Annotated in this window: 29 protein-coding genes and 2 pseudogenes; 18 read left to right on the top strand and 13 right to left on the bottom strand. The window is 52.0% G+C overall.

Annotation, left to right across the window (positions count from 1 at the left end):
• The first annotated feature begins 378 nt into the window (after positions 1-378).
• Positions 379-840 carry a hypothetical protein gene (locus tag KTE_RS00990; RefSeq protein ID WP_201377493.1) on the top strand — a complete coding sequence of 154 codons (462 nt, stop codon included), beginning with the start codon at positions 379-381 and terminating at the stop codon, positions 838-840.
• Positions 841-1,739: 899 nt separating this feature from the next.
• On the opposite strand, the pseudogene KTE_RS00995 reads toward KTE_RS00990, so the two are convergent.
• Positions 1,740-2,337: pseudogene (locus KTE_RS00995) on the bottom strand (IS6 family transposase).
• A 552-nt stretch (positions 2,338-2,889) separates the two neighbouring features.
• Between KTE_RS00995 and KTE_RS01000 the strand changes: the two are divergent.
• Positions 2,890-3,177, top strand: coding sequence for a transposase (locus KTE_RS01000; RefSeq protein ID WP_201377496.1), 288 nt, complete (start codon positions 2,890-2,892; stop codon positions 3,175-3,177).
• 17 nt (positions 3,178-3,194) lie between these two features.
• Positions 3,195-3,869, top strand: coding sequence for an IS3 family transposase (locus tag KTE_RS01005; protein WP_236600630.1), 675 nt, complete (start codon positions 3,195-3,197; stop codon positions 3,867-3,869).
• 74 nt (positions 3,870-3,943) lie between these two features.
• Here the strand turns inward: KTE_RS01005 and KTE_RS01010 are convergent.
• Together KTE_RS01010 and KTE_RS01015 are read right to left on the bottom strand one after the other, a co-directional pair.
• Positions 3,944-5,124, bottom strand: a pseudogene (locus tag KTE_RS01010) (IS3 family transposase).
• Positions 5,027-5,674, bottom strand: a complete 648-nt coding sequence (locus KTE_RS01015; protein WP_307811980.1) for a reverse transcriptase domain-containing protein — start codon at positions 5,672-5,674, stop codon at positions 5,027-5,029. Before KTE_RS01015 ends, KTE_RS01010 begins: the two are co-directional and overlap by 98 nt.
• Positions 5,675-5,732: 58 nt before the next feature.
• Between KTE_RS01015 and KTE_RS01020 the strand changes: the two genes are divergently transcribed.
• From KTE_RS01020 to KTE_RS01035, 4 genes are read left to right on the top strand one after another with little or no spacing between them, the layout of a single operon-like run.
• Positions 5,733-5,885, top strand: a complete 153-nt coding sequence (locus KTE_RS01020; protein WP_236600219.1) for a hypothetical protein — start codon at positions 5,733-5,735, stop codon at positions 5,883-5,885.
• Between the two features lie 56 nt (positions 5,886-5,941).
• Positions 5,942-6,094, top strand: coding sequence for a hypothetical protein (locus KTE_RS01025; protein ID WP_201377502.1), 153 nt, complete (start codon positions 5,942-5,944; stop codon positions 6,092-6,094).
• Between the two features lie 21 nt (positions 6,095-6,115).
• Positions 6,116-7,486: an IS66 family transposase gene (locus tag KTE_RS01030; protein ID WP_201377505.1), complete on the top strand. Its 1,371-nt coding sequence runs from the start codon at positions 6,116-6,118 to the stop codon at positions 7,484-7,486.
• A 42-nt stretch (positions 7,487-7,528) separates the two neighbouring features.
• Entirely contained in the window at positions 7,529-8,131 is a 603-nt protein-coding gene (locus tag KTE_RS01035) for a hypothetical protein (RefSeq protein ID WP_201377507.1), read from the top strand.
• A gap of 266 nt (positions 8,132-8,397) precedes the next feature.
• On the opposite strand, the gene KTE_RS01040 is transcribed toward KTE_RS01035, so the two are convergent.
• Complete coding sequence (locus KTE_RS01040) at positions 8,398-8,604, bottom strand: hypothetical protein (protein ID WP_236600220.1); 207 nt, start codon at positions 8,602-8,604, stop codon at positions 8,398-8,400.
• A 449-nt stretch (positions 8,605-9,053) separates the two neighbouring features.
• Positions 9,054-9,941 carry a LysR family transcriptional regulator gene (locus KTE_RS01045; protein WP_201377510.1) on the bottom strand — a complete coding sequence of 296 codons (888 nt, stop codon included), beginning with the start codon at positions 9,939-9,941 and terminating at the stop codon, positions 9,054-9,056.
• A 195-nt stretch (positions 9,942-10,136) separates the two neighbouring features.
• On the opposite strand from KTE_RS01045, the gene KTE_RS01050 reads away from it, so the two are divergent.
• Together KTE_RS01050 and KTE_RS01055 are read left to right on the top strand one after the other, a co-directional pair.
• Complete coding sequence (locus tag KTE_RS01050) at positions 10,137-10,892, top strand: SDR family NAD(P)-dependent oxidoreductase (protein ID WP_201377513.1); 756 nt, start codon at positions 10,137-10,139, stop codon at positions 10,890-10,892.
• A 382-nt stretch (positions 10,893-11,274) separates the two neighbouring features.
• Positions 11,275-12,183 (top strand): LLM class flavin-dependent oxidoreductase, encoded by a 909-nt coding sequence (locus tag KTE_RS01055; RefSeq protein ID WP_201377516.1) that lies wholly within the window; start codon positions 11,275-11,277, stop codon positions 12,181-12,183.
• Positions 12,184-12,539: 356 nt separating this feature from the next.
• Here KTE_RS01055 and KTE_RS01060 read toward each other — a convergent pair whose 3' ends face one another.
• Entirely contained in the window at positions 12,540-13,100 is a 561-nt protein-coding gene (locus KTE_RS01060; RefSeq protein ID WP_201377519.1) for a hypothetical protein, read from the bottom strand.
• 363 nt (positions 13,101-13,463) lie between these two features.
• Here KTE_RS01060 and KTE_RS01065 point away from each other — a divergent pair, with 363 nt between their 5' ends.
• Complete coding sequence (locus KTE_RS01065; RefSeq protein ID WP_201377522.1) at positions 13,464-13,724, top strand: hypothetical protein; 261 nt, start codon at positions 13,464-13,466, stop codon at positions 13,722-13,724.
• A gap of 187 nt (positions 13,725-13,911) precedes the next feature.
• Here KTE_RS01065 and KTE_RS01070 read toward each other — a convergent pair whose 3' ends face one another.
• Both KTE_RS01070 and KTE_RS01075 read right to left on the bottom strand, forming a co-directional pair.
• Positions 13,912-14,154: a transcriptional regulator gene (locus KTE_RS01070; protein ID WP_201377525.1), complete on the bottom strand. Its 243-nt coding sequence runs from the start codon at positions 14,152-14,154 to the stop codon at positions 13,912-13,914.
• Positions 14,145-14,300 (bottom strand): hypothetical protein, encoded by a 156-nt coding sequence (locus KTE_RS01075; protein WP_201377540.1) that lies wholly within the window; start codon positions 14,298-14,300, stop codon positions 14,145-14,147. The genes KTE_RS01070 and KTE_RS01075 overlap by 10 nt, the downstream gene beginning before the upstream one ends.
• A gap of 732 nt (positions 14,301-15,032) precedes the next feature.
• Between KTE_RS01075 and KTE_RS01080 the strand changes: the two genes are divergently transcribed.
• The 3 genes from KTE_RS01080 to KTE_RS01090 all read left to right on the top strand — a co-directional run bounded on the left by KTE_RS01080 (position 15,033) and on the right by KTE_RS01090 (position 18,113).
• Complete coding sequence (locus tag KTE_RS01080) at positions 15,033-15,929, top strand: class I SAM-dependent methyltransferase (protein WP_201377542.1); 897 nt, start codon at positions 15,033-15,035, stop codon at positions 15,927-15,929.
• A 712-nt stretch (positions 15,930-16,641) separates the two neighbouring features.
• A complete protein-coding gene (locus tag KTE_RS01085) occupies positions 16,642-17,160 on the top strand; it encodes an HIT family protein (RefSeq protein ID WP_201377545.1) in 519 nt (172 codons plus the stop codon).
• Positions 17,161-17,582: 422 nt separating this feature from the next.
• Complete coding sequence (locus KTE_RS01090; protein ID WP_201377548.1) at positions 17,583-18,113, top strand: hypothetical protein; 531 nt, start codon at positions 17,583-17,585, stop codon at positions 18,111-18,113.
• 215 nt (positions 18,114-18,328) lie between these two features.
• On the opposite strand, the gene KTE_RS01095 is transcribed toward KTE_RS01090, so the two are convergent.
• Together KTE_RS01095 and KTE_RS01100 are read right to left on the bottom strand one after the other, a co-directional pair.
• Entirely contained in the window at positions 18,329-18,556 is a 228-nt protein-coding gene (locus tag KTE_RS01095) for a hypothetical protein (RefSeq protein WP_201377551.1), read from the bottom strand.
• A 704-nt stretch (positions 18,557-19,260) separates the two neighbouring features.
• Positions 19,261-19,971 (bottom strand): IS6 family transposase, encoded by a 711-nt coding sequence (locus tag KTE_RS01100; RefSeq protein WP_201386909.1) that lies wholly within the window; start codon positions 19,969-19,971, stop codon positions 19,261-19,263.
• 267 nt (positions 19,972-20,238) lie between these two features.
• On the opposite strand from KTE_RS01100, the gene KTE_RS01105 reads away from it, so the two are divergent.
• Positions 20,239-21,045 (top strand): acyl-homoserine-lactone synthase, encoded by an 807-nt coding sequence (locus KTE_RS01105; RefSeq protein WP_201377554.1) that lies wholly within the window; start codon positions 20,239-20,241, stop codon positions 21,043-21,045.
• 18 nt (positions 21,046-21,063) lie between these two features.
• Positions 21,064-22,131: a hypothetical protein gene (locus KTE_RS01110; protein WP_201377557.1), complete on the top strand. Its 1,068-nt coding sequence runs from the start codon at positions 21,064-21,066 to the stop codon at positions 22,129-22,131.
• Between the two features lie 157 nt (positions 22,132-22,288).
• Here the strand turns inward: KTE_RS01110 and KTE_RS49385 are convergent, their stop codons facing one another.
• Positions 22,289-22,489 (bottom strand): hypothetical protein, encoded by a 201-nt coding sequence (locus tag KTE_RS49385; RefSeq protein WP_201386911.1) that lies wholly within the window; start codon positions 22,487-22,489, stop codon positions 22,289-22,291.
• Between the two features lie 115 nt (positions 22,490-22,604).
• Here KTE_RS49385 and KTE_RS01120 point away from each other — a divergent pair, with 115 nt between their 5' ends.
• The 3 genes from KTE_RS01120 to KTE_RS01130 all read left to right on the top strand — a co-directional run bounded on the left by KTE_RS01120 (position 22,605) and on the right by KTE_RS01130 (position 24,031).
• The gene (locus KTE_RS01120; protein WP_201377561.1) at positions 22,605-23,426 is read left to right on the top strand and encodes an IS6 family transposase; all 822 of its coding nucleotides are present in this window, start codon (positions 22,605-22,607) and stop codon (positions 23,424-23,426) included.
• Between the two features lie 72 nt (positions 23,427-23,498).
• Positions 23,499-23,726: a pentapeptide repeat-containing protein gene (locus KTE_RS01125; RefSeq protein ID WP_236600221.1), complete on the top strand. Its 228-nt coding sequence runs from the start codon at positions 23,499-23,501 to the stop codon at positions 23,724-23,726.
• Between the two features lie 86 nt (positions 23,727-23,812).
• On the top strand, positions 23,813-24,031 hold the full coding sequence (locus KTE_RS01130; protein ID WP_201377564.1) for a hypothetical protein: 219 nt from the start codon (positions 23,813-23,815) through the stop codon (positions 24,029-24,031).
• A 122-nt stretch (positions 24,032-24,153) separates the two neighbouring features.
• Here the strand turns inward: KTE_RS01130 and KTE_RS01135 are convergent, their stop codons facing one another.
• Positions 24,154-25,299, bottom strand: coding sequence for a glutathione-independent formaldehyde dehydrogenase (locus KTE_RS01135; protein ID WP_201386913.1), 1,146 nt, complete (start codon positions 25,297-25,299; stop codon positions 24,154-24,156).
• Between the two features lie 397 nt (positions 25,300-25,696).
• Positions 25,697-25,912 carry a hypothetical protein gene (locus tag KTE_RS01140; RefSeq protein ID WP_201377566.1) on the bottom strand — a complete coding sequence of 72 codons (216 nt, stop codon included), beginning with the start codon at positions 25,910-25,912 and terminating at the stop codon, positions 25,697-25,699.
• Between the last annotated feature and the right edge of the window lie 29 nt (positions 25,913-25,941).

Raw genomic sequence — 25,941 nt, forward strand, 5'->3', positions numbered from 1 at the left:
TACAATAGCCTTTAGCCCAATATTTTCGTTCGAATATTCAGCGCAATTACCATTAACCGGAGTGGTCACGTGTTGCCATGGCCACGTCAGGTGTGACACCCCAGTTCCACATCACTGCTCTGTCAAGCCAGAAGAGTCACACAGGCCACAAGATGATATATTCTATGCAGATGAAAACATCTTTGGAGAGGAACCAGCATGTCAAGCCCATGCTGCTATTCTGTTCATCTCTACCGTCCCCTGGGCTTACCTGGCAGTTCGTGTGATAATCCTGCGAGCTAGTCGTTTCTAAAGAATGCATCTCACACAGCGCGTTGAAAGTCATCAATAGTGGACGAGAGAGTCAATACCCTCTTGCAAGAAGTGGAGTGGAAGATCTTGAGAAAACATCCTGACAAAGTGTATCTGTCCAAGCGCCAAAAGATTGAACACTGGCCGGTAGAACTGGCCGAGAAGTTACTTGCCAGTCCTCTTCCGTGGGGGCCACCAACCTATGCCTTCGGCAGGTATATCGATGACCCAACACAACCCGACCAGAACGATGATGTTCACGCCCTGGCTTTTTGTGTCAATGATGCCTATGAACGCCACGGAGGGGACATCAGTGAAGCCTGGAAATGGGCTAACCCTCTATTACAACACCTGAAGGCTGGCGGCTCCTGCGAGCAATATGCAACACAGGATTTGTTGGATCTCGTGTTTCTCAATGTTCGTTTCGAACGCTTCTCTGATGGGCACATCCGTTCCGAGGAAGCGCTCCTGCGCGACATTGTGCGAGAAGTGGTCCAACGGGTCCATTCTCCTTATCCGCCTGTCTTTCTGGTGCAAAAAGAGAGATGATCATGTTCTTGACGACGCGAGGAGAAGAAGTCGCAGCGATACAGGATCTGGGTCATCCCTCTTTATTATTTCATTACCCGTATTGCCCGATGTCCTGCCCCTGGTGGTAGCAACCTTGTGCGCCGTGTCACGCTTGATGGTATCCCTGGTTCAGCCAGGAAGAACTGAGAAGGAGGTTCTTGAGTCACCTCACTGACCTGGACCTGAAAGGGAAAGGGGAAAGTAGCATGTGACGGAAAGCAGTGATGCCCTAGAGGCACAGCAGAAGCATGCGCTGCAAGACTCGCATCCTATGGTAAGAGCTGGATTGCCCGAAGCCCAATTTCCAGTGGAGTATCTGTCCTCTCATCGGAAATGTGTCTGAAACCGATGCCATGCTGAGCATCAATCTTGAAGGTTGATTGGTGCTCCTTCTCCAGCATGGACGATGATGAACGAGATCATTGAAGGAAATGAGTCGGCTGCCTACGGGATGCTCGATACGTACCACCTTGACGGAACACGGGATTCCCTACCAGGCGCGAGCCTCAAGGGAACGGAGCGCTGATAGTACTCGTGAGCGTCACGCCTCACCAGGGAGTGTGGGAAGGCCACACACAGGGGGAAGCAGCGCAGGTAGTTGCATTCTTTTTCGGGAAGAGCACGAGATGTGCATATTCTGAACGAATGGAATGCCGCTACTGGAAAGCCACGTGCATGGAAATCGTGCATGCGTGGTTTGGGGAAGGGCGGATGGAAAAGGGTCTTTTTCGATACCTCGCCAGCCGCCTATACCACCACTCCACCCCTATACAGGTGTCCGGGTGGTATTGTCAACTTGACAAAGTAATTGAAGAGTTTTTTAAAAAGATGGGAAAAGAACAGAAAAGAAGTGGAGGATGAGAGGAGGTGGCGTAGTGTTAAGCGGCAGTTTTCCCTCTGGTTACCTCGTTCCAAATGAGAAAGCGATCTTGCATGAGAACACGGTAATCCCTTGCAGTGAGACGGTGCCGTTTCGGCCGAAAGTGATCCAAGATGGGCCCAAAAGCGGAAAGAAAGCGTTGAGCATAGCCAGGTGATGTGAATCGCCGCATGGTTCGCTCGCGTTGTCTCGTCGGCTGATGCGAACGTTCTGCTTGATTGTTTAAGCCTTTGTGTTGACGGTGCTCGACACTACGCATGATTTCCCTCTTGGCAGCGGCATAGCTGGCCAGCTTGTCGGTGATAATCACTCGCGGGACATATTGCAACCCTTTGAGCAACTTGCGGAAGAACTGGCTTTCCCGCATGTTTGCTGCGTCGGCTCTGGACCAGGATATCCAGAACATTGCCGTTCTGATCAACAGCTCTCCAGAGGGAGTGCGTCTTGCCGTTGATCTTGAGATACACTTCATCCAGGTGCCACTTGTCTCCCGTTTTTGGGCGACGATGTTTCAGCTCATTGGCGTACGTCTGGCCACATTTCAAACACCACTGTCTGACGGTTTCGTAGGTCAACACGATCCCACGCTCGGCCATTATCTCTTCGACATCACGGAAACGGAAGCGAGAAGCGGAAGTACAACCAGATGCAATGGCCAATAATCTCAGATGGGAAGCGAAAGCCTTTGTAGAGGGATGCAGGTGCTTGTGTTTTCATGTATCTGAGTCTATCCTTCGCGCAACGGTATTTCAATCGACCAGTAGCACCACAAGCGACGAGTCCACAACGTGGCCAGCTAGAACGCCAGAGCGTAAAGCCAGAACGTGCCCGTCAAAGCCTACATATCGCAAACCAGGGGAATGCACTAGGGACAAATCACAACCGCCTGTATCGTGCCGAAAAAGAAAGACCTCTTGGTGATATTTTGCGTCAAGCGTTGTCGTTGTCAGAAAGGAAAGACGTGTGAGTACCAATCTTTATCGCATCGAGATAGTGGATGTGAAACCTAGAGCTTTCACTGTACGTGTGACCTGTCTTCATCCTGAAATGGATTTTTTACCAGAGGGACGTACCTTTGCCTGTAGTTGTCCCGGTTTGGATGAAACAGTAAACTGGAAGTGGATGGTCGTAGAAGAAGTGAGGAAAGTATGGCAACGGGACAAACATATGATAAGACCTTTAAGCGTGAAGCCGTGAATTTAGTCCACACAAGCGGAAAATCGCAGAGGCAGGTAGCAGAAGACTTAGGAATTGCGATGAGCACACTGAGCCGCTGGTGCTCTGAGCTGGCGGCCAACGGAGAACGAGCGTTTGTTGGCAGTGGAAATCTCCAGCCAGAAGCTGAGGAGATGCGCCGCTTACGGCGGGAAAATGACGTGTTGCGACAGGAGCGTGACATCCTAAAAAAGGCGCTGACCATCTTCTCGCATCCGTAGAAGACCGTTTCGGCTTTATTGAGCACCACCGAGGGCAGTTTGAGGTACGGATCATGTGTCGCGTCCTCTCGGTTTCAGTCGGCGGGTTCTATGCCTGGATGAAGCGCCCTCCCTCGCAGAGGGAACGAGAAGATGGCTATATCAGCAAAGAGATCGTGAAAATCTATCATCAGCACCAGGGACGGTATGGCAGTCCGCGCATTCATGTGCAACTGCGCGATGAAGGCATTCGTGTGGGCCGCAAACGCGTGGTGCGTCTCATGAAGCAGGCCCAGCTCGCTGCCCATCACACGACCCATCGTGTGCTGACGACTCATGCCGATCCTGCTGCCACGCCAGCCGAAAATGTACTTGATCGTGCTTTTGAGGCCGAGCGCCCGAACGAAAAATGGGTCACAGATGTGACCTACATTGCGACAGCAAACGGCTGGATGTACTTGGCAGCGGTCTTGGACCTCTACTCGCGGCGCATTGTTGGCTGGGCCATGGCAGCTAAACAAGATGAAGCCTTGGTCGAGCAAGCGATGGCCATGGCGATCAGGCATCGCAAGCCAGAGGCGGGATTGCTTCACCATTCAGATCGCGGCTGTCAGTATACCAGCCACGCCTATCAGAGGTTTCTGCAGGACCAAGGGATTCGTGTGAGCATGAGCTTGCCCCGATTTCATAGAGTCTCTAGAGGTTTGAGATGAGGAGAGTGAAGAACGTTTTTACGTAACGCAACGTAACGTTTGAGCTTGTATTCTAACATAAAAATGATAATACGTCAAACGTTATCTAACGTTACTTTACGATATTTCTTCGCCATCTGTTCATACGTGAGTGGGCTCACATATCCAAGTGTAGAATGTCGACGAACTCGATTGTAATACGTTTCCAGATAGGTAAAGAGCGCTAATCGTGCTTCATCGTGAGTTGAATAGACAAGCGTTCCTACACATTCATCTTTTAAGGTTCCGAAAAAACTTTCCATCGCAGCATTATCCCAACAATTGCCTTTCCGCGACATACTTGCTTGGATACCGCATCGTTCTAAACACGCCTGATACGCTCTTGAAGTGTATTGACTCCCTCTATCACTGTGATGCAGTAATCCAGCTTGAGGATGACGGCGGGCCAGGGCTTGAGTAAGTGCCCGTTCTACTAACTGCTCATCACATGTGCTCGACATCGACCATCCAACAACCATTCGAGAATAGAGATCCAATATCACTGCAAGATACAGCCACCCTTGCCGAGTGGGAATATACGTGATGTCTGTGACCCATTTTTTGTTGGGGGCTTCCGCATGAAAATCCCGATCTAAGAGGTTGGGAGCAACTGGATGCCTTGGATCTCGTGTGGTGGTGATAACCCGTCGTCGCTTGCGCCTCGCAGAAAGGTTCTCCTGATTCATGAGCCTGGCAATTCGTTTCCGCGAGCAGTTGGTCCCTTCATCACGCAGTTCCCTCAGGATGCGTGGGCTTCCGTATCGTCCTTGATGCGCGACAAACACCTGCCGTATCTTTTGCTTTAACTGAGCATCTTCTCGTTTGCGCTGGCAAGTTGAACGTTTGCGCCAGGCATAAAAGCCACTTTCCGAGATTCCAAGCACACTGCACATGACAACAATGGGAAATTCGTCCTTGTGTTGCTTAATAAACTGATATTTCATTTGGATTCCCGTGAGAAGATGCTCACTGCTTTTTTTAGGATATCACGCTCCTGTTGAAGCCTCTCGACTTCACGTTTCAATCGACGATTTTCCTCTTCGAGTGCTGTTTGATGCCCCTTGCCTGGAAAGGCTTCTTTCCCATGTTCTGCCAATTCTTTGCATCAATTATGAATCGCACTGTCGGAGATGCCCAGCTCACGAGCGATTTGCGCAATTGGCTTGCCTGAGGTTTCCACCAACCGCACGGCTTCCTCTTTGAATTCTTTTGTATAGACCTTTTGGATTTTTCCCATGGCTAAGCCCCTTTCTGATCTGCTTCGAGTATATCTCAGCTTTAGGGACTCTTTCAAATCGGGGCAAGATCACACCCTGTGCTTTGTTCCATTGGTCTTTGAGTTTCTTCTGTACTTCTTGGACTGATTCTTTGCTGGGTTTGATTAAGAGCTTCCATCCCGTCCATGAGGTCTGTGGTGCAGGGTAATGTCGAACGTTAAAACCCAAAAAATCAAACCCTTCTGTCAGGTGAACAATGCGGGTCTTTTCCTCTGAAAGAGTCAGCCCCCGCTCTTTGAGCCATTCCACAAGGATTCCCTGTACCTGTTCGGCATCTTCCCTACTTTCACAAAAGCACACAAAGTCGTCGGCATACCTCACAACTGCACGCCTGCCGATGAGTTGGCCTCGGTAGTCATAGGTGACGCCGATGGCCTCTTCCATCCCGTGCAATGCGATGTTGGCCAACAAGGGGGACGCTACTTCTCCTACAAAGTTGCAAAAAAAGTGATAGAGTTCGAGTATCAGGAGGAAATCCCGCGCCAGCGCCTTCGTGCTGCTTATGGTGATGGATTCAAAGGAGCTCCCTTACGGTGTCAGGTGTCTGGCGAAGGTGCTTTCCCGCAGGATGCTACAACATGTGATGGAACCGCCACCCAAGCCCACTCGCCCCTCGCGCAAGAAGCGAAAAACCCTGGAGGTTCACGTCATGTTTGAACCCAGCCGTCTCGAACAGGAGTGTCTTCAGCAGGCATATGCTCATCTCATCCCTGCTGTATAGCGGCGTCTTGGCCCTGTCCCACCAGCCACCCCTTCTCAGCGAGAAAGGAGCGCTCAATGACCATCATGCAGGTTGGTTTGTATGCTCGCGTTTCTTCTGAGCAACAAAGTGAAGCCAGAACGATTGAAAGCCAGTTGGCAGCCCTGCGGGCGGCGATTGCGGCGCAGGGGGGCACGCTCTTGCCTGAATTGGAAAGTGTTCAGACTTGACCTCTCTGGTAAACTCAAGCTATGACACACGAGGAAGAAATCGCTCATCTTCGAGAAGAAAACCAGGCGCTACGAGAAGCTCTCAGCCAGGCACTGACCCGCATCGAGGAACTGGAAAAGCAGAAGACACCTCCCCCTGCGTTTGTCAAAGCGAACGTGAAAAAGCCAGGGGCGCAAGAAAAGAAGCCGCGCAAGAAGCGTGACGCAAAGCACAACCACGGGCGTACGCGGATGGTGCCAACACAGATCGTGGAGCATCGCATCGTCACCTGCCCGGACTGTCATTTGCGCCTGGGTGGCATGAGCCTGGCGCGAGTACGAGAAGTGATCGATGTGCCGCCCCCGCCTCCTCTGGAAGTGATCCACCATCGGATTTTCCACGGCTGGTGTGCCCAGTGTCACAAGTGGCACGAGGCACCTGTCGATCTGCACGCCGAAGTGTTTGGGCAGGGACGCATCGGTGTGCGGTTGAGTAGTCTGATCGCTACGTTGCGCACGGTGATGCGCCTGCCCATTCGGCAGATTCGAGAGCTCTTGCACACCCTCCACGGATTTGAGGTGAGCATCGGAGAGATTGTGGAGGTCCTCCACCGTCTCGTGGCCCATGCTCAACCCGTTCTTGACGGCTTCAAGGCCACGATCCGCGCGAGTCCGGCGGTGCAAGCCGACGAAACGGGTTGGCGAGAAGATGGCCTCAATGGATATATCTGGAGCGTCAGCACTCCAACCTTCCGCTATTACGAGTACCACCATTCACGAGGCGGAGAAGTAGTCAAGCAGTTGATCGGGGAAGCGTTCCAGGGGGTGCTAGGCAGCGATTTTTACGCGGGATACAACATCCATGAGGGCTTGCATCAACGCTGTTGGGTGCATTTCTTGCGTAATGTGCATGAGCTCAAGAAGAAGTTTCCGCAGGATGAGGCTTTGCTCACCTGGGCCAAAGAGGTCAAAGCCATCTACGATGACGCAGTGGCCTGGGCTAGGCTGGCTCCCGATCCACGCCTGACTCCACGCGCGCAGCACCAAGCTCGCGTGGCGCAACAACACGTCTTTGAGCAGGGCTTGTGGAAACTCTGCCACCCCTTTCTGCAAGAAGACGTTCCCCAACAGACCCTCTGCAAGCGCGTGGGGAGCTTTTTGCCCGAACTCTTTGTCTTTGTGACCGTTCCAGGGGTTCCCGCGCATAACAACCTGGCAGAGCGCAGTGTGCGCCCCCTGGTCATTGCCCGCAAGGTCAGCGGCGGCACACACTCCCCCAAGGGCAGTCAGACCCGTATGGGCCTGGCCAGCCTCTTTGGTACCTGGGTTGCGCAAGGACTCAATCCTTTCTCCCAATGCCTCGCTCTCCTCACCCAACCTGTCAATGACAACATGCAGGGTCGTCTTTTTTGAAGAAAAGCTTTCTTTGTAGCTTGGAAAAGGGAAGAATCTGTTATGGCAAATCAAGTGTTCTTGGTGGTCAATGATTCTGCGAATCCCATCCTCGATGAAATCGACAAGAATGAAAAAGCTTTATTGGCATGTAATTATTCCATCCCCTTATTTTGGTTTACTCTGTACTCACCCAACGATGTGTTTTTGATGGATGTGGAGATGGATGATGCTCCCGTAGAGCAAGCGCCTACTCTCGTCGTCGACTTGCCAACAGGGATAGAGAGGGCTGAGGAAAGAGCAAACAACGTCTTTCACATCCTTCCTCATTCTTATATGGATCTCTATCAGCAATGGCTTCGTTTCCTGAAAGGTCTTGCTCCCCACCCAGCTCTTCCTCCGAAATATGTGCATATCGATCTGACCGAATTGTGGATGATGTCTGATGACGCTGAACAATTTACAAAGGATTTACGAATGGCCGTGTCAGCAGTTGACAGAACAGACCGTGCTTTGTGGGATGTGTTGATCGAAGAGTTCGTGGGAATTGTGATGCGGTCTGGGTTCTTTTCGAAAGAGAAAAAAATCACGTATCCAAAGACGGTCGATGGAATCCAATCACTCCTGACGGGTTACGACTGGTACGGAACATTCAGAGAGAAGTAAGAGGGTTCTGTTCGTAAGATCATTCGGTGTCGTCCATGGCAGGGTTCCAAGCGGAACCCTTCAAAAATACGACTCTGCATTTTGTCATGGACATCCAACCAAACCCATTAAGCTAAGTCTGAACAGTTACGTCATCACAGGACGCTTGACTTTTCCCCAAAAATCAGGTACACTAGATATATCGTTTGCACAAGGCCACATGGGTGTGGCCTTTTCTTTTTGCCCTCATCCTCGCCAGCAGAGACCTCCCGAATTTCACCAATGCGCTATGTTCGCTCCGAGAGCCGGTATTCCCCTGGCCCCGTCGGGACGACCCACCTCAACCCATCCTCTTCCTCATCAGAATTCTCTCCCACAACATACTCCGGATCGTTCAGCCCCAACAGGTCCAGTTCCATGTCCAGCGCTCCCACCTCCACCCACTCACGAAAGACATGCACCCGCTGCCCTTTCCCCTGCACCTGGCCGCGCATCTGATATATTAGCTCGGATGATTGACGAGATAATCTTCCGTTTTTTGGATGCCATTGGAATACCTCTGTAACTCAGGGTGTAAATCCTAACATTATTCTGGCTAAAATCACACAATTATCCTGGTGGACAAACTACTCTGGAACCCTTTGCCCACCAGGATAATTGTTGGAAAAGGACCAGTTTCATCCTGGGATTTACACCTATGTTCTGGCCATCTGCGTCGTACTGCAGCCAGAATTTCAGACACGTTTCTCTATCTTCTGTTGTCTACTTATTTGCTTACCAAGTTGCTTTCTGCTGCTGAGTCTGCTCCACTTCGACGTGCAAAACGTGACAGGATTAGGGCTGTTGCCAGATGAGCCGGCGTGGGAATGGATGGTTGTCAGCAAATTACTTCCCTTGTTTCTGTTGTGCGGTAGTGTCCTATTGGTAGATATCAAGCCGCTGCTCAAGCGTCTGCGGCGGCCTGTTTTAACAGGGAGCTGAACGCTTGTATCGCCTTGCTTTGTGGAAGCGGAACTTCTCTGGTGATGAGACCAAGAGGCATATGCAGCTTCCAGTCTTTGATATGTCGGATAACCGTGTCGTCTGGAATATGGTATGTGGCGAATTTAGGCATGATTGCGACTCCCATTCCTTGCTGGACGGCTTGCTTGATGATTTCGAGACTACCGATCTCAATGCCAATTGCCAGTGGAAGTCCGCGTGCCATAAAGGCTTGCTCGATAGCCGTGCGATAGGCACAGGGCGGATCCGTGAGTAGCAAGCATTCAGCGCATAGATCGCTCAGCAAGATCTCGTCTTGTTGCAGTAGAGAATGGTTTTTGGGGAGTAGTAGAACAGGCGTTTCGGTCAGGATTGGTTCGAAGATGAGCCCTACGTTGGCGGGTGGTGGCGTTGAGATGCCTAGATCAATCTGATTGGCTATGAGTTGTTCGTGCGTGCGGTTTGTGCTCAGGATCTCGATTGTGAGACGGATACGGGGATAGCGCTCACGAAAGGTGCACATGACCTGCATAAGATAGAGGCGTGCTATTGGCTCGATCATGCCCACACGTAACGTGCCGCTCTCTCCTGCGGCGAGATCTGAGAGATCCTGCTGCATTTGCTCGACTTGATTGAGTACATGCTGAGTGTGGATGAGGAGTGTGTGTCCTGCGGCGGTAAGCTGGATTTTTCTCCGTTGGCGATCAAAGAGTTCGACTCCGAGCTCCGCTTCAAGTTGCTGAATTTGTAATGTGAGTGTTGATTGCGCGTATTGCAGTCGCTCGGCAGCCTGGACAAAACTACCTGTCTCCGCAATCACCTTGAACGTCTGCAAATGTCGTAGATCCATAATCCTCCAACTATCAGTAAAGATGAATGTTTGCTTCGAATACTTTGTGTTGTTCGATATATCATACTCTGTTATATTGATGGAGCGCAAGCAAATTATCCGTGTGACGGCTTTTGGATAGCTATCAATGATGATCCAGAGGTGTGGCAAGGCTTTATGGTTAGTCGGAAATTCAAAGTCAGTAAGAGAGAAAATATGGATATACAAGGAAAAGTAGTCTTGATCACAGGTGGAGGCACTGGCCTTGGGCGCGTCATTGCCCGGCACCTGGCACAGGCAGGGATGCATGTCGCTGTCGGATATTCACGTTCCGAGCGTGACGCCTTTGAGACTGTCACGATGTTGCAGGACCTGGGTGTCAAAGCGCAGGCTGTTCAGGCAGACTTAAACGCACCAAGCGTCGTGACCGAGAGTAAGCGTATGGTCGAAGATGTCGCAGAGCACTTCGGACGCCTTGATCTGTTGATTAATAATGCTGGTATCACTAGAGCTGTTCCTTTTCCTCAGATAGAGGCGCTGACAGAAGTGGATTGGGATACCGTCTTGAACGTACACACCAAAGCTCCTTTTTTCACGACGCAAGCGGCGGTTCCGCTCATGCGACAAAATGGTGGAGGACACGTGATCAATACAGCCTCCGTATCTGGTATCCGCGCCAGTGGAGGGAGCAACATAGCCTACTCGGTCTCCAAAGCCGGAACCATTCATCTCACCAAATGTCTGGCAACCGCCCTTGGGCCCGACATTCGCGTCAACGCCGTCGCACCCGGTTTTCTGGAGACACGTTGGAACGACACATTCAGCGCGGCATACATCCAGGCAGCCACACAGCAAGCCACACTCAAGCAAGCAACAAGGCTGGAGGACGTCGCCGCCGCCTACGTCATGCTAGCCCGCAACGAGAGCATCACCGGCCAGATAATCACCGTCGATTCAGGCCTCACCCTGTAACGACGCGCCTCCGGCCATCAGCTCCAACGTATTCGGGGGAAGAAAGGAATATCAAGCTAGCACGGTCATTGTAAATCCTGACATTATTCTGGCTAAAATCACACAATTATCCTGGTGGACAAACTACTCTGGAACCCTTTGCCCACCAGGATAATTGTTGGAAAAGGACCAGTTTCATCCTGGGATTTACACAATGCAGGTCCTGAATACCAAGGGAGCGGCTAGGAGACTTGGATGCTCTAAAATCTGGCTCTCTACATTAGCGGAGACAGCAGGTCCAGGCACACCAACGGCAGCACCAGCCCTGGCGCCTGTCTCCCGCGTTGGGCTTCTCTGTGGTACGATAACAGGCAACCGAGAAACCTTGAAAGAAGGAAGATCTATGTCATCCATCGCGCTTGGCTTATTACTCCCCGCTCTACCTAGCAGAGGTATGACACGTGAAATCTACCTCAAACGGATTCGCGAGAGTCTGGATATTGTCACCGGGCATTTTCACTCGATCTGGTATGTCGATCATTTGCAATTCCAGGATGCTCCGGTCCTGGAGGGCTGGACGGCCCTGACCTACATGGCAGCGTGTTATCCCTCTTTTCACTTTGGGAATGTTGTGCTTGCTCAGTCATTTCGCAACCCAGCCTTGCTGGCGAAAATGGCGGCAACTGCTCAGTATATGAGTGAAGGACGCTTCATCCTTGGTATCGGTGCTGGTTGGCATCAGGAAGAGTACGATGCCTATGGTTTTCCTTATCCAACACCTGGCGTAAGAGTAGAGCAGTTGGAAGAGACGCTGACTATTCTCAAAGCGCTCTGGACCCAACCCCGAGCCACGGTGGAGGGGAAATATTATCGCGTTCTCAATGCTGTGTGTGAGCCAAAGCCCGATCCATTGCCACGTATTATGATTGGAGGAGAGAAGCCACGTATGCTCCGACTGATTGCGCGGCACGCCGACGAATGGAATATTTCACATGAAGATATCGCACACTATCGTGACCTGGTGAAAGAAAGCGAAAAGGCCTGTGCTGCTGTTGGCCGCGATCCAGCTACGTTACGCCGAAGCTGGTTTGGCGGCTGCCTGTGTGTGCCTGAAGGAACTGATATGAGCAACGTGAATATTTCGCACAGTTCCCCCAATTCTTTGATTGGTACACCCAAACAGATTATAGAGAAGCTCAAGCCATTTATTGATCTGGGTGTGGTATCTTTCCAGTTTAAAAATGAGGGATTTCCTGATACAACGTCATTGCGTTTACTGGTTGAAGAAGTTTTGCCACGAATTCATGCTTAACAGAAGTCCATCAATCCAAGACGGGCCGCAGCGCTCTGGTTGGCGCGCAAAAGAAGCGCTCCGTTTGTTAGAGGCTCTCATCGTAGACGGTGAGCATCGTCTCCAAGGAGAAGAACCGCGTCAAAGAGGTTGACAAAACCATCCTATATAACGATCTTGACCCCCACCCCATATTGCTGCACAAACAGCACCGCGGCCAACGCCATCACCCCCATTCGACGCGGCAGCGGCAACACCACTGACTCACTCACTCGCATAGCTGGCTCTCCACGCTCTTCTCTTGTGTTTCTCTCCAACCGGAGAAACAGAAGTCCCTGGGCTGAGCCTGCTCATATCCTGGCCCTACGCCCTTGCTTTCAACGTGTGGGAATAGAACGCGGCTTCAATTCTATGATAATTGGAAGCAAACAACTCCTCGCTCGTTGCATCACCCCAGGGGAAAGCGCAACGAATTCGGTCGTGGGGTCATTCCATAGCAATAACTCCGCCGTATACAAGGGAAAGCGGTCGATATGATAGGGAAAATCATTGAGCCAGGGCTGCTCCCGGGCAAGGCACCTCAACGTATGCACCACGTCCCTGAGTCTCTCTGTCGGAACCAACCGCTCCCCTGGATAAGGTCGCAAGAGCTCGGTAAGAAACGCCACAACGCATTGCACCTCGTTGATACTTGACACAACTACCTGGGGATCCAATTCACCAATGCGCTGCCGATGCAGGCCTCGTAACGCGTCCCGCGCTGCCTGCGCAGCAGGGGAGAGATGTGCTACGCGACACGCTGGACACCATTTCTCCGCCTTCTTTGGCAGTGGCTGCAAACAAGACAAACAGCGCCGTTCTTTGGCGGCGGTGATGCATCGCCAACTGTGAAGACGAGCGACAACCTCCTCCTGAGACCGTGCATCTTCTTGCATCATACAACATCCTCCCTGAACAAGCATTCCAACAACCGAACCAGCGCTCGCCGCCACTGGTACACCAGGCACCCCAGACCTGGATAACATCAGCCTGCGGCGACCTCACCAGGAGAGCACACGCGCGCCTTGATGTTCTTCTCCAAAGCGCGATCGCGCTCCCAGCACCTTCTTGACTCAGACGCACCCACCAGATCGGTGAGCAGGCCAAAAGAGCAAAGAAGCACACCGTTTCACCGTCTCACCGTACTATGAATATATCTCTCATCTGTCCTCTCGCGCAGCTTGAGAGAGACAAGCATGCGGTATACTCTAAAGAGAAGGACCCGTCGACCCTCTCACGCTGTTCAACAGAAGGAGATCCCTATGGCGATAGACACCCCCTTGGACATACAGCTCCCCGATGGTCGCCACATCCACCTGACGCCTGAGCAGGCCCTGGACTTCATTGCCTGGCTTGCTCCACACATGCCTGACCTCCCAGAAGCCCTCGCCACCTGGCTCACGCAACAGCGCCCTCCCTCCTTCGACCTCCCACCCCTTGAGCCGTATTGCGTCGTCGAACGCTCCCCCCTCGACGGCCGCTTTCACATCACCGATTATGGCCTCGATATCCCGGAACCTTGATCACGGCGAGGACGCTTTGCCCCCTCGCAGGCGCGGCACCGTTCACTGCTTCCCCTCAGTCCTCCTGCCATCCGTTTCCCCACACGCCGTCGCGCCAGCACCAGGGATACCACGCGAGACAACCCAAAGAAAAACAGGGGAGGGATCGAAAACATCGCCGGTTTCTCCCTCCCCTGAACCCTTTTGCTTACCCTCTCCTCGACTCTGGCGGACTCAACACCACCACCTGCCGATCCACAATCTGCACGCCTGCACGCAACCGAATGGCGTAGGTCCGGCTGTTGATCTCACCAAGCACCTGCCCCTGCGCGCCTATACTGGAAAGCGACACCCACTCGCTTCCCTGCGCAGCCAGCGACGCCAAATGCTCCACCTCCCAGGGTAACGTCGACTGCACCCTCACCCCCTCTTCGGTCTTTCTCAATCGCATATGCTCTGCGACCCTTCCTTGTATCCATACCAGAGGAAGAGAGAACCCCACTCACTTCCCTGCTCTACCAGCACCATCAGGGACTTCATCTCCCAGGGCACCGTCGAGGCAAACACTCTCCCCTCGGCCATCTTTCTCAATCGCATGACGTGTGCGACCCTTCCTTCTGCCCAAAATATGCCTCTATTGTACCTCATCTCGTCTCCCCCCTCATCCCCTTGCGTACACGGGGCACCTCCACCACACCGCACCTTGAGGCACACCCCCTCTCCACACTTGCTCCCAGGCAGACGTTCACTGGCTATAGGATAACAACGGCCACCAACCCCCTCTAACGCCTTCCGCACATCCACGGCGAAGACGATAACGAGCATGATCCGACCAACAGACTGCCTCACCTCTGCTCACACGCCCTCCACACGCCCCCAACACACCCTGCGCACATCCTCCGGCCCTGCAACGCCTGGCACACCTCCCAACCATTCCACATCTTGAGGCACACACACGACACCCCCTCTCCACGCTCCCTCCACGGCAAACGCTTACCGACTAGAGGATACCTCAGACACCACACGCCATCGCACGCACCACCATACCCTCCTCCTGCACCCTTCACACGCCTTCCGCACATTGGCTTGGCTGAGTAAATGCCGTGCTCTCCTGGTTCGCTACGACAAAAAATCCACAAACTTTCTTGCTCTCATTCAACTCGCTTGTGCGCTTCTGTGGTATCGTCGCTTGTATCGTTTATCCATTTTGATTACGAAGCCAGGCTAGAGGCCACTTGAGACACGTTCTAAGAGAATGACTTCAGCCCGCTCTGAAAGCCAGCTCGGCCTAAATTTATCTAAACTCCAATATAGAGAAAAGAGCGTCCAATGAACTTCTTAAGCAGGATATTTGGCAAACAAAGCCAGCAGCAAAAGGAAGATACTATTTTTTCCTCATCACCTCTTGAGGCACTGGGAGAGCGCCAGGTCTTAACGGACGCCCCCTATGTCTTGCCTAAAGATACGCAGGAGATTAGCCGCCTCGACTTTCAACATTTTCTCTTGCGCCAGGCTTTTCAGAGCAATTATCTCTCACCCATTACGCAACCAAAAGATATCCTTGATGTCGGCGCTGGCACAGGACGCTGGGCCGATGAGATGGCTCAGGCCTTTCCTCAAGCCTTTGTAACAGGCTGTGACCTGGTAGAACAGACAACGGATAAGCGTTTTAAGCAACCAAACTATCGCTTCGTTGAGGCCGATGTCTTAAAAGGGCTTCCTTTCCGCGATCGCAGCTTTGATTTTGTGCATCAGCGCCTACTTTTCCTGGCCATTCCAGCGCACGCATGGCCAAGTGAACTCCTTGAACTGGTGCGTGTGGCGCGTCCCGGCGGCTGGATTGAGCTTGTGGAGTCCGAGATCCAGGCACGCAACGCGGGTCCTGCCACCCAACGCATGGGCCAGTGGATCATCGAGGTGAGCAAACGCCGTGGCATCGATTCCTCTCAGGTGCCTCACCTTGGTACGTATCTCAATAATGCGGGCCTACAAAACGTTGTTACGCGCAGCGTCACCGTTCCCATGGGCCAATGGGGTGGGCGCGTAGGCTCCATGATGGCCGCCAACATCAATTCAGCCTATCAGGCTATGAAGCCACTCATCACCTCACAGCTAGGCATCTCGCCCGAAGAATACGAGAAAAACATCCTCCTCCAGCGTCAAGAATGGGAGGAACTACACTCAGCTTCTGTCTTCTACGCCGCCTACGGCCAGCGCCCCCACTAAACACGGCTTCCGGTCGCGAACACAAGAAAACGCGCGAAGAGTTGACCATGTGGCTCTTCGCGCTGTTCCTTCCAGGTCAAGAGGACCAGCACACCGATCTTCTCCCTCCCTGGCTACTGCACACTCCTCCCACACGAACACCGCCGCGAAGCCGATGGCCCCCTGCGCGTGGTCTATGGGGCCAGCATTCACGATTGCCGTCTGTGTTCCTTGCGCGAACAGTGCCAATGGAACGGCAGCACCACGACCAAACCGCGCCAGGTGAGCCTCCTGCTTCATCCCCTGCCAGTGGGATCGGCTCCGCTGGCGAGACTAGAGCAGACGAAACCTTCGGCGGGCCTGTTTGCGTCTCTACCTTCAACATCTGGACATCCAGATGGGGCCAGATCGTCCTCCCACTCCAACCGTCTCCTCTCCGACGATTTCTTAGGCAGAGCGTGCGCATTACCGCTTGTCATGGGATGAGCGGTTGGCTCGCAATGCTCGCAAGACTCAGACTGCTCAGCTCACGTTCAAGCTGTTCGGCATCCCCGAAGCCTTTGCCAGCTGGCTTGTGCCAACTGGCTTGGCCTGACGAGTAGGTAGGACACACACAATCCGGAAGCGGCTCACCTGGGAGCGTCACAGCTTTCGCCTTTCTTGCAAAAAATGGTTGAGGTGCGTACAATGGAGTCACGTGACAAGGCCATTCATGACCTATTCAGGAGACGACATGGTTGAGAAGCATCCCTTTGATATCGGCGCCTACGAAAAGCGAGTGAAAGAAGGCCCCTGTTTTCTCTGTGAACTGGTGGCGGGCACCAATCCTCATCATGTGATCTATGAGGATCAGAGCGCCATGGTGTTTTTGAACAAATACCCCTCGCTCTATGGCTACACGCTGGTCGCTCCACGAGAACACCGCGAACAAGCCACCGGGGACTTCACTCTGGAGGAGTACCTCCAGCTTCAGCAGCTCATTTATCAGGTCGCTGAAGCGATCAGACGGGTGGTGCCGACGGAACGGCTCTACATTCAAACACTTGGCAGTCAACAAGGCAATCGCCATGTGCATTGGCACCTTGCTCCCTTGCCTCCAGGTGTTCCCTATGAACTTCAGCAAACCGCTGCTCTTGACTCCTCAAAAGGGGTGCTCGCCATTCCAGATGAGGAAATGGCCTCACTGGCTCGCTCCATTCGCCAGGCGATGGAACAACTCAGTCCTTCCCCACTGCCCCCTCCCTCGAACTGATTCCTCCAGTTCACAGCGCGTCCTGGGGCTTCCCGTCCAATTCCTTGCACGTAGCTCATTGCGCATCTCGTGAGCCAGGCAACCCCTCTGTTCGAGCAGCACTGAAACGGAGGGGAGGTGGTCGTGCTCGTGACCTCGATCGCGCTGGACGCAACTCAACCTGCTCATCCCCTGGGGCAGCCACAGCGGCGACACCTCCACTTGAGAGAAAATCCGCGCGGACCTCACCCGCTCTCGCCACCACGGCAGATCAGCCTTCTTTCTACAACACAGCTTGTTTTTATACGGCTTCAGAAATTGAGCAAGTCAGTCGATCTCTCTTTTTGGAGAGGATACTGATTGTATCAGTTTTTCTTCTTCGAAAAAAATGGTTCCTGGCAGATGATAAGCGGAAGATACCTGAGAGATAAGGAGCGAAACAGATGGCAGATATTCCCAACTTGCCACTTTTTGATGAAGTCGCAGCATCACTACGAGAAAAAAAGAGGTATCAGAAGGAACTATCGGAACAGGAAGTTGCTCAGGTTATGGAAAGCGTCATTCGAAGTCTGCTGGCAGGACAAGCAAAAATCAAAGCAGTTGTTCCTAAACCAACAGTCCATATTGAGCATGAGGTCGGTACCGTTTCTGGGAATGTTCGTGTAGAAGCTCCCATAAAAGCCACTATTACCGTTGACTGTGCTTTAGAGAACGATGTAGTTCCGCAACACTTGAAATTAATAGGATCGAATATTAAAGAGGATGCGCCATTGCCAGCAAAGCTTGCCCTGAAAGCTCTCAATCTGAAACAGAGAGTGAGTGAGAAACTGGCTGATCCTAATCAGGCTTTGAGCGCTGCGTTAGCACGTCAACTACAGTCAAGAGGGGTAAGGTTAACAGAGACGGGGTTGCATTTCCATGAGCGCATGCTGGTTATTGACTTAAAAGGTGAGCCAATGAGCAACAGTAGATAATTCGGGGTGAAAGACGCGAAACACATGATTTTCAGGACGCCTTCGTAGGATGAGCATCGGCAATGCTGACAAGATATGTGGCATCGATGGCGAGGGAACAAGCGGCGGGCGATCACGACCGCTTGTTCCCTCGCCATCGATGCGAAAGTACCCATTCCTTTGGAATTGAAGCCGTTCACTCCGCTCCTCATCGACATTCACTGCCCCATTCTCTCTCACAATTTCATACACACAAAACACGAAATACGCACAGCATTCACCCAGCGCGACCACCACCCCGCAACTCCTTTCTTCCTCCCTCGCCCTTTCCGACGGCTCACCGCCATCACACCAGACTTCTGCCACTCCTCAAAGAGGCTGTCGTAAATTACCTGTCCCCGCCGGCGAACCTCCGCAAACAATTCCTCTCTGCTATAGCACTCCTCACCATCAATCATCTCCATGATCCTCTTCTCCCTCCTACCAGTGCAACCAGTGACGCACCAGCATCACCACCAACTGGGCCGCCACCGCCTGCAGCAACGCCAGGACATATCGATCAACACGCCTTCGCTTCATATATAGACTCAGCTCCTTTCTCCTCTTGACCGCAGCTCCCGCGATCGTCTTGAAAGAAGCCTACCTTATCTCCCTCTCCCCCTCCAGAGCAAACTCTTCCGATTTTCCCGAAATGTATTCGCGCCAGCATTCTGCTCCCCTCACGCTGGCAGCAAGGCAAAGACACCAACACAACATCCACACCCCCATATCCTCCAACCACAAACCCTCTTGGGTGTAAATCCCAACATTTGAGCGGCTCTTGACCACTTTGGATACTGGTGGCGAAGTCGAGGTTCACTCTTGGGATTCAATGAATTCAAGCTGGCATGGAGCATCATTTTTGACTTCGCCACCAGTATCACTTTGGGGGCTTACTGTTCGCTTGTCTGGATCGCCATTGGTAAACAGTGATATAGTCCTTTCCAGAAGCGTCTTTCATCACCAAGAATGAGGTCATGATGGAAGGGACATCCTTGTTTTCCCTGCCGGAAAGGATGCTCGTTGAGCACATCCAGATCACTGAAGACAGTATCGTCATCGAAGGGCTGTGTTGCAAAAAAACGAAGAGGAACACCAAGGACGGAGCTTCGCCATTCTTCTGCTGTGCTTAGATGGCCACTCCGAACAGTTCTGCGATGAACGCCGCCTGCCCCAAGCTGTCTCCTTTGCGCACTCCTTGCATCTGCCCTTTCCTCATCATATGTATGACTTCATATCCCTGCAATGTTCGCCAAGCCGTCTCGAACGAAAAGAAGCCCGTGCCTGGTTTGACCAGGCGTTTGATGAAGTGATGGTCTTGTTCGATCAGGTTGTTCAGATACTTGCTCTGGCGGAGTTCACAACCAGCAGAAAGAGCCTGAGCTGCTTTCAGTTCATCGAACGCTTTCGGATAGGCGGCGTTTTTGTCCACGGTGATGACACGCGGAGTCATAGTGTGGGAGGTCCCAAGGGCTTTGGCGAAAAAGCGCTTGGCCGCCTGAGCATCGCGAGTGATACTCAGATGGAACTCCAGCGTGTTTCCCTGAGAATCCACTGCGCGGTACAGGTACATCCACACCCCTTTGACCTTGACATACGTCTCATCGACCCGCCAGGAGTCATTGGTGACCTTGAGATGAGGTCGACAGCGCTTCTCCAACTTGGGGGCGTAGTGTTGCACCCACCGATAGATGGTGGTGTGATCCACCAGAAGTCCTCGTTCCGCCATGATCTCCTCCAGGTCCCGGTAACTGAGCGCATAGCGCAGATACCAACGCACACAGAGCAAAATCATCTCGGCTTCAAAGTGGCGCCATTTGAACAGGGTTTGCGTCGCCATCATTACTCTCTTCTCATCTTTTGGCTCCATCCTACCAGATGAGGTTCCGTTCTTGCAACACAGCCCAATCCTTTATAAACGGCTTTTATCATGTACATGTGTTTTTTCTAATCGAGCGAATTTTACAATACTCCTATATCTTCATGTATCAATTGACAGGCATATGATACAACTTCTATATTGTACACAAGGCATTCTTTGCTATGTCCTCATCTGCCTTTCCAGCCTATCAGGACATATTTTCATAACCTGGGAGAATATTATTGTATGGCGATTGATACACAAATCGCCTCTCAGATCACTGGCAACAAGGTCCAACATGGGGAAAGTGTTAGCCGAATTCACCGTCTACGGGGGCACCGCTACATGGTTCAACGGCTTGGCTCTTTTGAGCAGCACGCTGCCTATCAGCGGCTTCGACATGAGGCTTTTATTGACCGCCTTGGTTGGGATATTCCTGCAACAGATGGGCGGGAATACGATCAATATGATCTGCAAGAGAGCGCTACAATTCTTTCGTTTGGCGTCTTTGGAAAAAAGTACCGAACCGAATATTTCCTTGGTGGTGTCCGGGTATTCGCACTTTCCTCCTGGGACGCGTCCATGACGATGAGTGAGTTCCGGGATGCGGGTATGATTCCAGATCCAGTGCTGGAGAAGTTGGCCTCACGTCCCTGCGCCGACCTCATCGAAATTACCCGGCTTTGTGTGAAGCGCGGCTCCCATTTCCTACCTCCTGCCGCGCTCCTTGCCGAAGAGGCAGAAGGATTTAATTTGGCAATCGCCAGAGACCTCGCATACGCAGCCGTCTATAAAGTGGCAGAGGAGACTGGCCGTTATCTCGCGCTTGCCCTCGTTCATTCAAGCTATTTACAACTCATGAAGCGCGGAAAGTTCATCTTTGAGGTGCTACATGCACACAATCTCAGTGATAGAAGACAGGGGTATGCATTGACGCTTATCGATCTACCCGCCACCGTGCGCGCTATTCGAGCACATGGTGACCGAGACCGCGCCAACCGTATGCTTGCCCTGTGTCAAGACAAAAAAGCATTCGAAGCTATTCACTACTAACTAAGGAGAAAACTACTGATGGATCAGACCAACGCACGCGGCTCCTGGTGGATTCGGCTCACTGCTCCGCCTGGAACTGCAAACTACGATCAAGCGCCAACCTATCAGGAACGTGATCGTTTGCGCCGCGCTGGATTGACAAGCATTGTCGCCCCTGCCGTTTTTATTGCGCCTTTGTTATTGGTACAACAGATAAGTGACCCAGGGACTCTAGCGGCTGTTATTTCCCTCATGATCGTTTCAGTCTTAGCTCTCTTCTTAAATAGGTTAGGCAGACAGCAATTTGCAGCTCTCCTTCTCATCCTCAGTATGGAAGCGATCATTGAAGGAACGATAGCTACCGCGCAAGGGGGATTAGGAAGCGGATGGCTTCTTACCTTTGATCTGTTTGCAGTGCCTCTTGTTGGAGCTGGAGTGTTGCTCAAGCGCAGTTATATCTGGTTTTTCGTGCTTCTGCACATAGCATTCATTTTAGGGGATTTTTATATCCTGCCTCATACAAAAGACCTGCAAGATCTTGTTGCTCTCTGGCACGGACCTAGCATTGCTTTTGCCAGGCCAATCATTCTTCAAATTTTACTTGGACCATTAACGTTCCTTGCCATACGTTCTATGGATCAAGCCATTGATCGTGCTAATCGAGCTGAGGAAGTGGCGGCACTGGAACGTGAGATAGCCAATAGCAAACAACAACTCGAACGTGACGCCCAAACCTTGAGAGAGGCCCTCGCCCAAATGGCAAGTGGAAATTTCAAAGTGCGCGCTCAGGTACCACAAGGCACGGTCCTCTGGGATATCGCCCGCTCCATCAATAACATGCTCCAGCGCCTTGAACGCTATGGCATGTCAGAGCACGAATTAAACCGTACTAGGCAAGAAGCACAGATCCTCGCTTCGGCGCTGGACGATCTTGCGGCAGGTCGCCGCCCTCTCTGGCCCAACCGTACGGGTACACTCCTTGACCCTATCATTGACCGGCTTACCGCTATGTCAGGCTCGGTAGCTCCTAACCGTTCAGCACAAGCGCAACCAACAGCGCAACCACACCGACCTCCAACCCAACAGCTTCCACGACGCCAACCATAAGCCACACGCTTCAAAAAAGCACGCTACACAGAATGCACATTCTCGCGTAGCGTGCTTTTTCTTGTGTGAAAACAAACAGATTAGTCACCCCCTGGGTGACGGCTGCCAATGGTCACAAGGCGCGTGCCTGGTGCTCATTGTGACACGGAACTGACAGTCACACTTGGGTATAATAACTCTCGATTACTTCAGGGCCTTCATGTCTTTTTTGCACTCGTCGAACATCCCCAGGATGCGCGGGTAATGATGATATCCCAGATACCCCAAAAGAATTCACTTTTTTCGGGTTTCCCTTCTTTGCGGCCTCTCGTAGCCATCGATACATCGTGGCACGAGAAATGTGTAGCTCGTCACAAATCTCGTTAACGGGTCTGCCAGGGTTCTGTCAGAACTCAAACAACCCCTTGGCGGAGCGGTCAGACTTCTAGTATGCTGATCCCACGAAAACAGGATTGGATGAGGAGCATTGACTGATGAACTGTCCCCATTGTGCTGCCACTACCACTAAGAATCGAGCGAAGAAAACCAAACTGGGTTATGCGACATTCTCCTGCCCTCATTGTCACTGTGCTTTCAACGAGCGAACTGGTACTCCCTTCAACTACCTGGAATTTCCTACCGATATTGTTTTGCTCGTCGTTTTCTGGCGCCTGCGTTACAAACTGAGCCTGCGTGATCTTGCTGAAATGTTTTTAGCGCGTGGTTTCATCTTTACGCACGAGGCCGTTCGCGATTGGGAAGCACGATTCGCCCCACTGATAGCGGAGCAGTTGCGAATCAAGCGGCATGGGAAGGCGGGAAGATCCTGGCACGTTGACGAAACCTACCTGAAAGTGCGTGGGAAGTGGTGTTATTTGTATCGAGCTATCGACCAGGATGGAAAGCTGGTGGATTCCATGCTGAGTGAGAAGCGGAATATGGAAGCGGCTAAACGTTTTTTTCGACAGGCTGTTGACGTTGTTGGTCACATTCCCGAGCAGGTGACGACAGATGGGCATAGTTCCTATCCGCGAGCAATTCGTGAGATAATGGGCAGCGATGTTGTCCATCGAACGAGTAAATATCTCAACAATCGGTTGGAGCAAGACCACCGTGGAATCAAACAACGATACTATCCAATGCGCGGTTTTGGAACAGTTGAAGGGGCAGCACGCTTCTGTTGTGCCTTCGACGAATTGCGCAATTATCTTCGTCCTCGTCGCACCATGGGTGAAGCAGTCTCTCTCCTAGAACAACGACAGGTTTTTCTCCAGCGTCTTGCTGCTCTCCAGACAGCTATACAAGCAGCCTCATAGGTCAACGAGCGAGAGGTGAGCCTTCCATTCGTCCGAGAAGCTTTTCTGTGATCTCAGTTCTGACAGAACCATTTGAGCAAGGCCAATTTCAGCGGGGCCGATCTCAGCGGAGCAGACCTGCGCGGTGCCGATCTGCGCACGGCAAACCTGAGCAACGCTAATTTACGCGCGGCCAAACTTGATGGGCTTAATCTTCTGGCAGCAAATGTTACTATGGCACAACTTCTTCAAGCCAAATCACTTGAAGGAACAATCATGCCAATCCAGACTGAGGCTGAAACAACGAGAGACATCCCATAATTACTGCAAGGGTTATTAATTTCTGGGAGAGGCCTTGTAACTACTGCCAAATAATTATGCCCCCTGCCCCGAGAGAGGAGAATCCAATGAAGCATAATGACGGAGTGAAATTTGCGAGTTTACATCAACAAATTGAAACCATCAAATTAAGTATAGACCTGGCTGCAATACAAACAAACCCGCAAGATTATCACCTCTTTATGGACATCGTGAAAGCTCATCTGAGAGCCTTACACCGGACGGTTGAGTATTTTGAAGTGTTGGCGGAACAAGACCCCAAAGCACTGACTGCTCAATCTGACTGACCTCGTTCAATCCCGCAAACCCAGAGTTGCAAAATACACCCTCGAGGCTACCCCTCGAACCGTGTGTACCCTCATTTGATGAAGAGCGGTGCTTGGTTCCAGGGATAGCCAACAGGCATAGATTATGCCGCGGGCTTAAGCACGACTTTGGTCCAACCATTATCGCGCGCATCAAAGTGTTGATACGCGTCGGGGGCTTGCTCTAAGGGCAACCTGTGCGAGACGATAAACGATGGCTTCGCCTTCCCCAGGTGAATGAGGTCGCGCAGGTGACGATTGTAGTCCTTCACATTGCACTGTCCTGTCCCGATACTCTGACCCTTAAACCACAGGAGACCCCAATCGAAGGCAATCTCGCCTTGCTTGTAGAGGGGATCTTGTGGAGCTGGATCGTTAGGAACATAGACGCCAACGACCCCAATCCCTCCGGTGAACTTTACTGAACGCACCAGGTTATTCATGGTCATGTTGGGATGCTCATGCCCCTGAGGATCATGTGCCTGATAGCCCACGCACTCACAGCCTCGATCTGCACCCCTCCCATTCGTAAGTTGCAGGACACGCTCGATGGGATCTTCCTTTGAAAAATCAATTGGGATGGCCCCAATGGACTCGGCAAGCTTGAGTCGGTCCGGGTGGAAATCGACAACCATGACCTTGCTCGCCTCCTTGAGCGTCGCAGAGTAGGCTGCCATTAATCCCACCGGGCCTGAGCCATAGATGACGACGGTATCGCCCGGTTGCACACAGGCTAGCTGCGTTGCATGCCAACCAGTCGGAAAGATGTCAGCAACCATGACGTAATCGTCCTGCTTCTCACGGGCGTCCTCTGGCAACCGTAGGCAGTTAAAATCGGCATATGGGACTCGGAGGTATTGTGCCTGCCCACCCTGGTATGGTCCCATATCAGCAAAGCCATATGCTGCACCAGCCATCTTTGGATCTGGATTGGTCGTGAGGCAGAAAGCAGTCAAGCCCTTCTCACAATTGCGACAGAAGCCACAACTAACGTTAAAGGGGAGGCAGACCATGTCGCCAACCTTGATCCTGTCAACAGCATTTCCAATCTCAACAACTTCGCCAAGATTCTCATGGCCGAAGACTCGGCCCTTTTCGAAGTCAGTGCGACCTTCGTACATGTGCAAATCGGAACCACAAATGTTGGTAGTGGTAACCTTTACCAACGCATCGGTCGGGCGCTCGATTTTTGGATCTGGCACATCTTGAATACTAACGCTACGCGGTCCGTTGTAGACAACTGCTTTCATCATATTTCCCCAAGCACACGGGTGTGCGTTTGTACATGTCAGTGACTACGATGTAACTCACTTCCTCGATGAGAAGAAGGGCGCTTACACGATAAAGAGACACGGAATCAGGAAATACATACGCGGGCATCAAAAAACCGCCCGTGTATTTTTCAGCGTATTCCACACAGGTCAACCAAATATACGACTGTACAGAATATAATTAATTGTGCAATTAAGCGTATCTTTTATGGATAACACAATGTGGAAAGACCAAAGGTAACATAACAATAGGGAATTTTTATTTTTGGCAGAACCCGATTTAAGCGTTCAATAATCTCGTGATCAGCTTTGTGGTGGCAGAGGGGGACGGGACATTACTACCGGGCACCTCATCGCCTCACAGACCTCTTATGTGTCAACTCCTGGTGCCAGAAACGCCAGCACCCTTCCAGCGGCAGAGAACCTCTTCCCTGCCTATCCACTGATGACCACAGCCTGGTGAGCACTGACCAGCGTAGAGGTCCTGCCAGAGCAGCCAACCAACGTAGTTGTCGCGCTGGGCGATTCGGCGACAGATGGTGCTTTCTCCACCGTTGATACGAACAGGCGGTATCCAGATTACCTGGCTCATCGGCTTGCAGCCCGCGGGAAAGCAGGCAT

The sequence above is a fragment of the Ktedonobacter sp. SOSP1-85 genome (genome assembly GCF_016587415.1).
Taxonomy (GTDB): Bacteria; Chloroflexota; Ktedonobacteria; order Ktedonobacterales; family Ktedonobacteraceae; genus Ktedonobacter.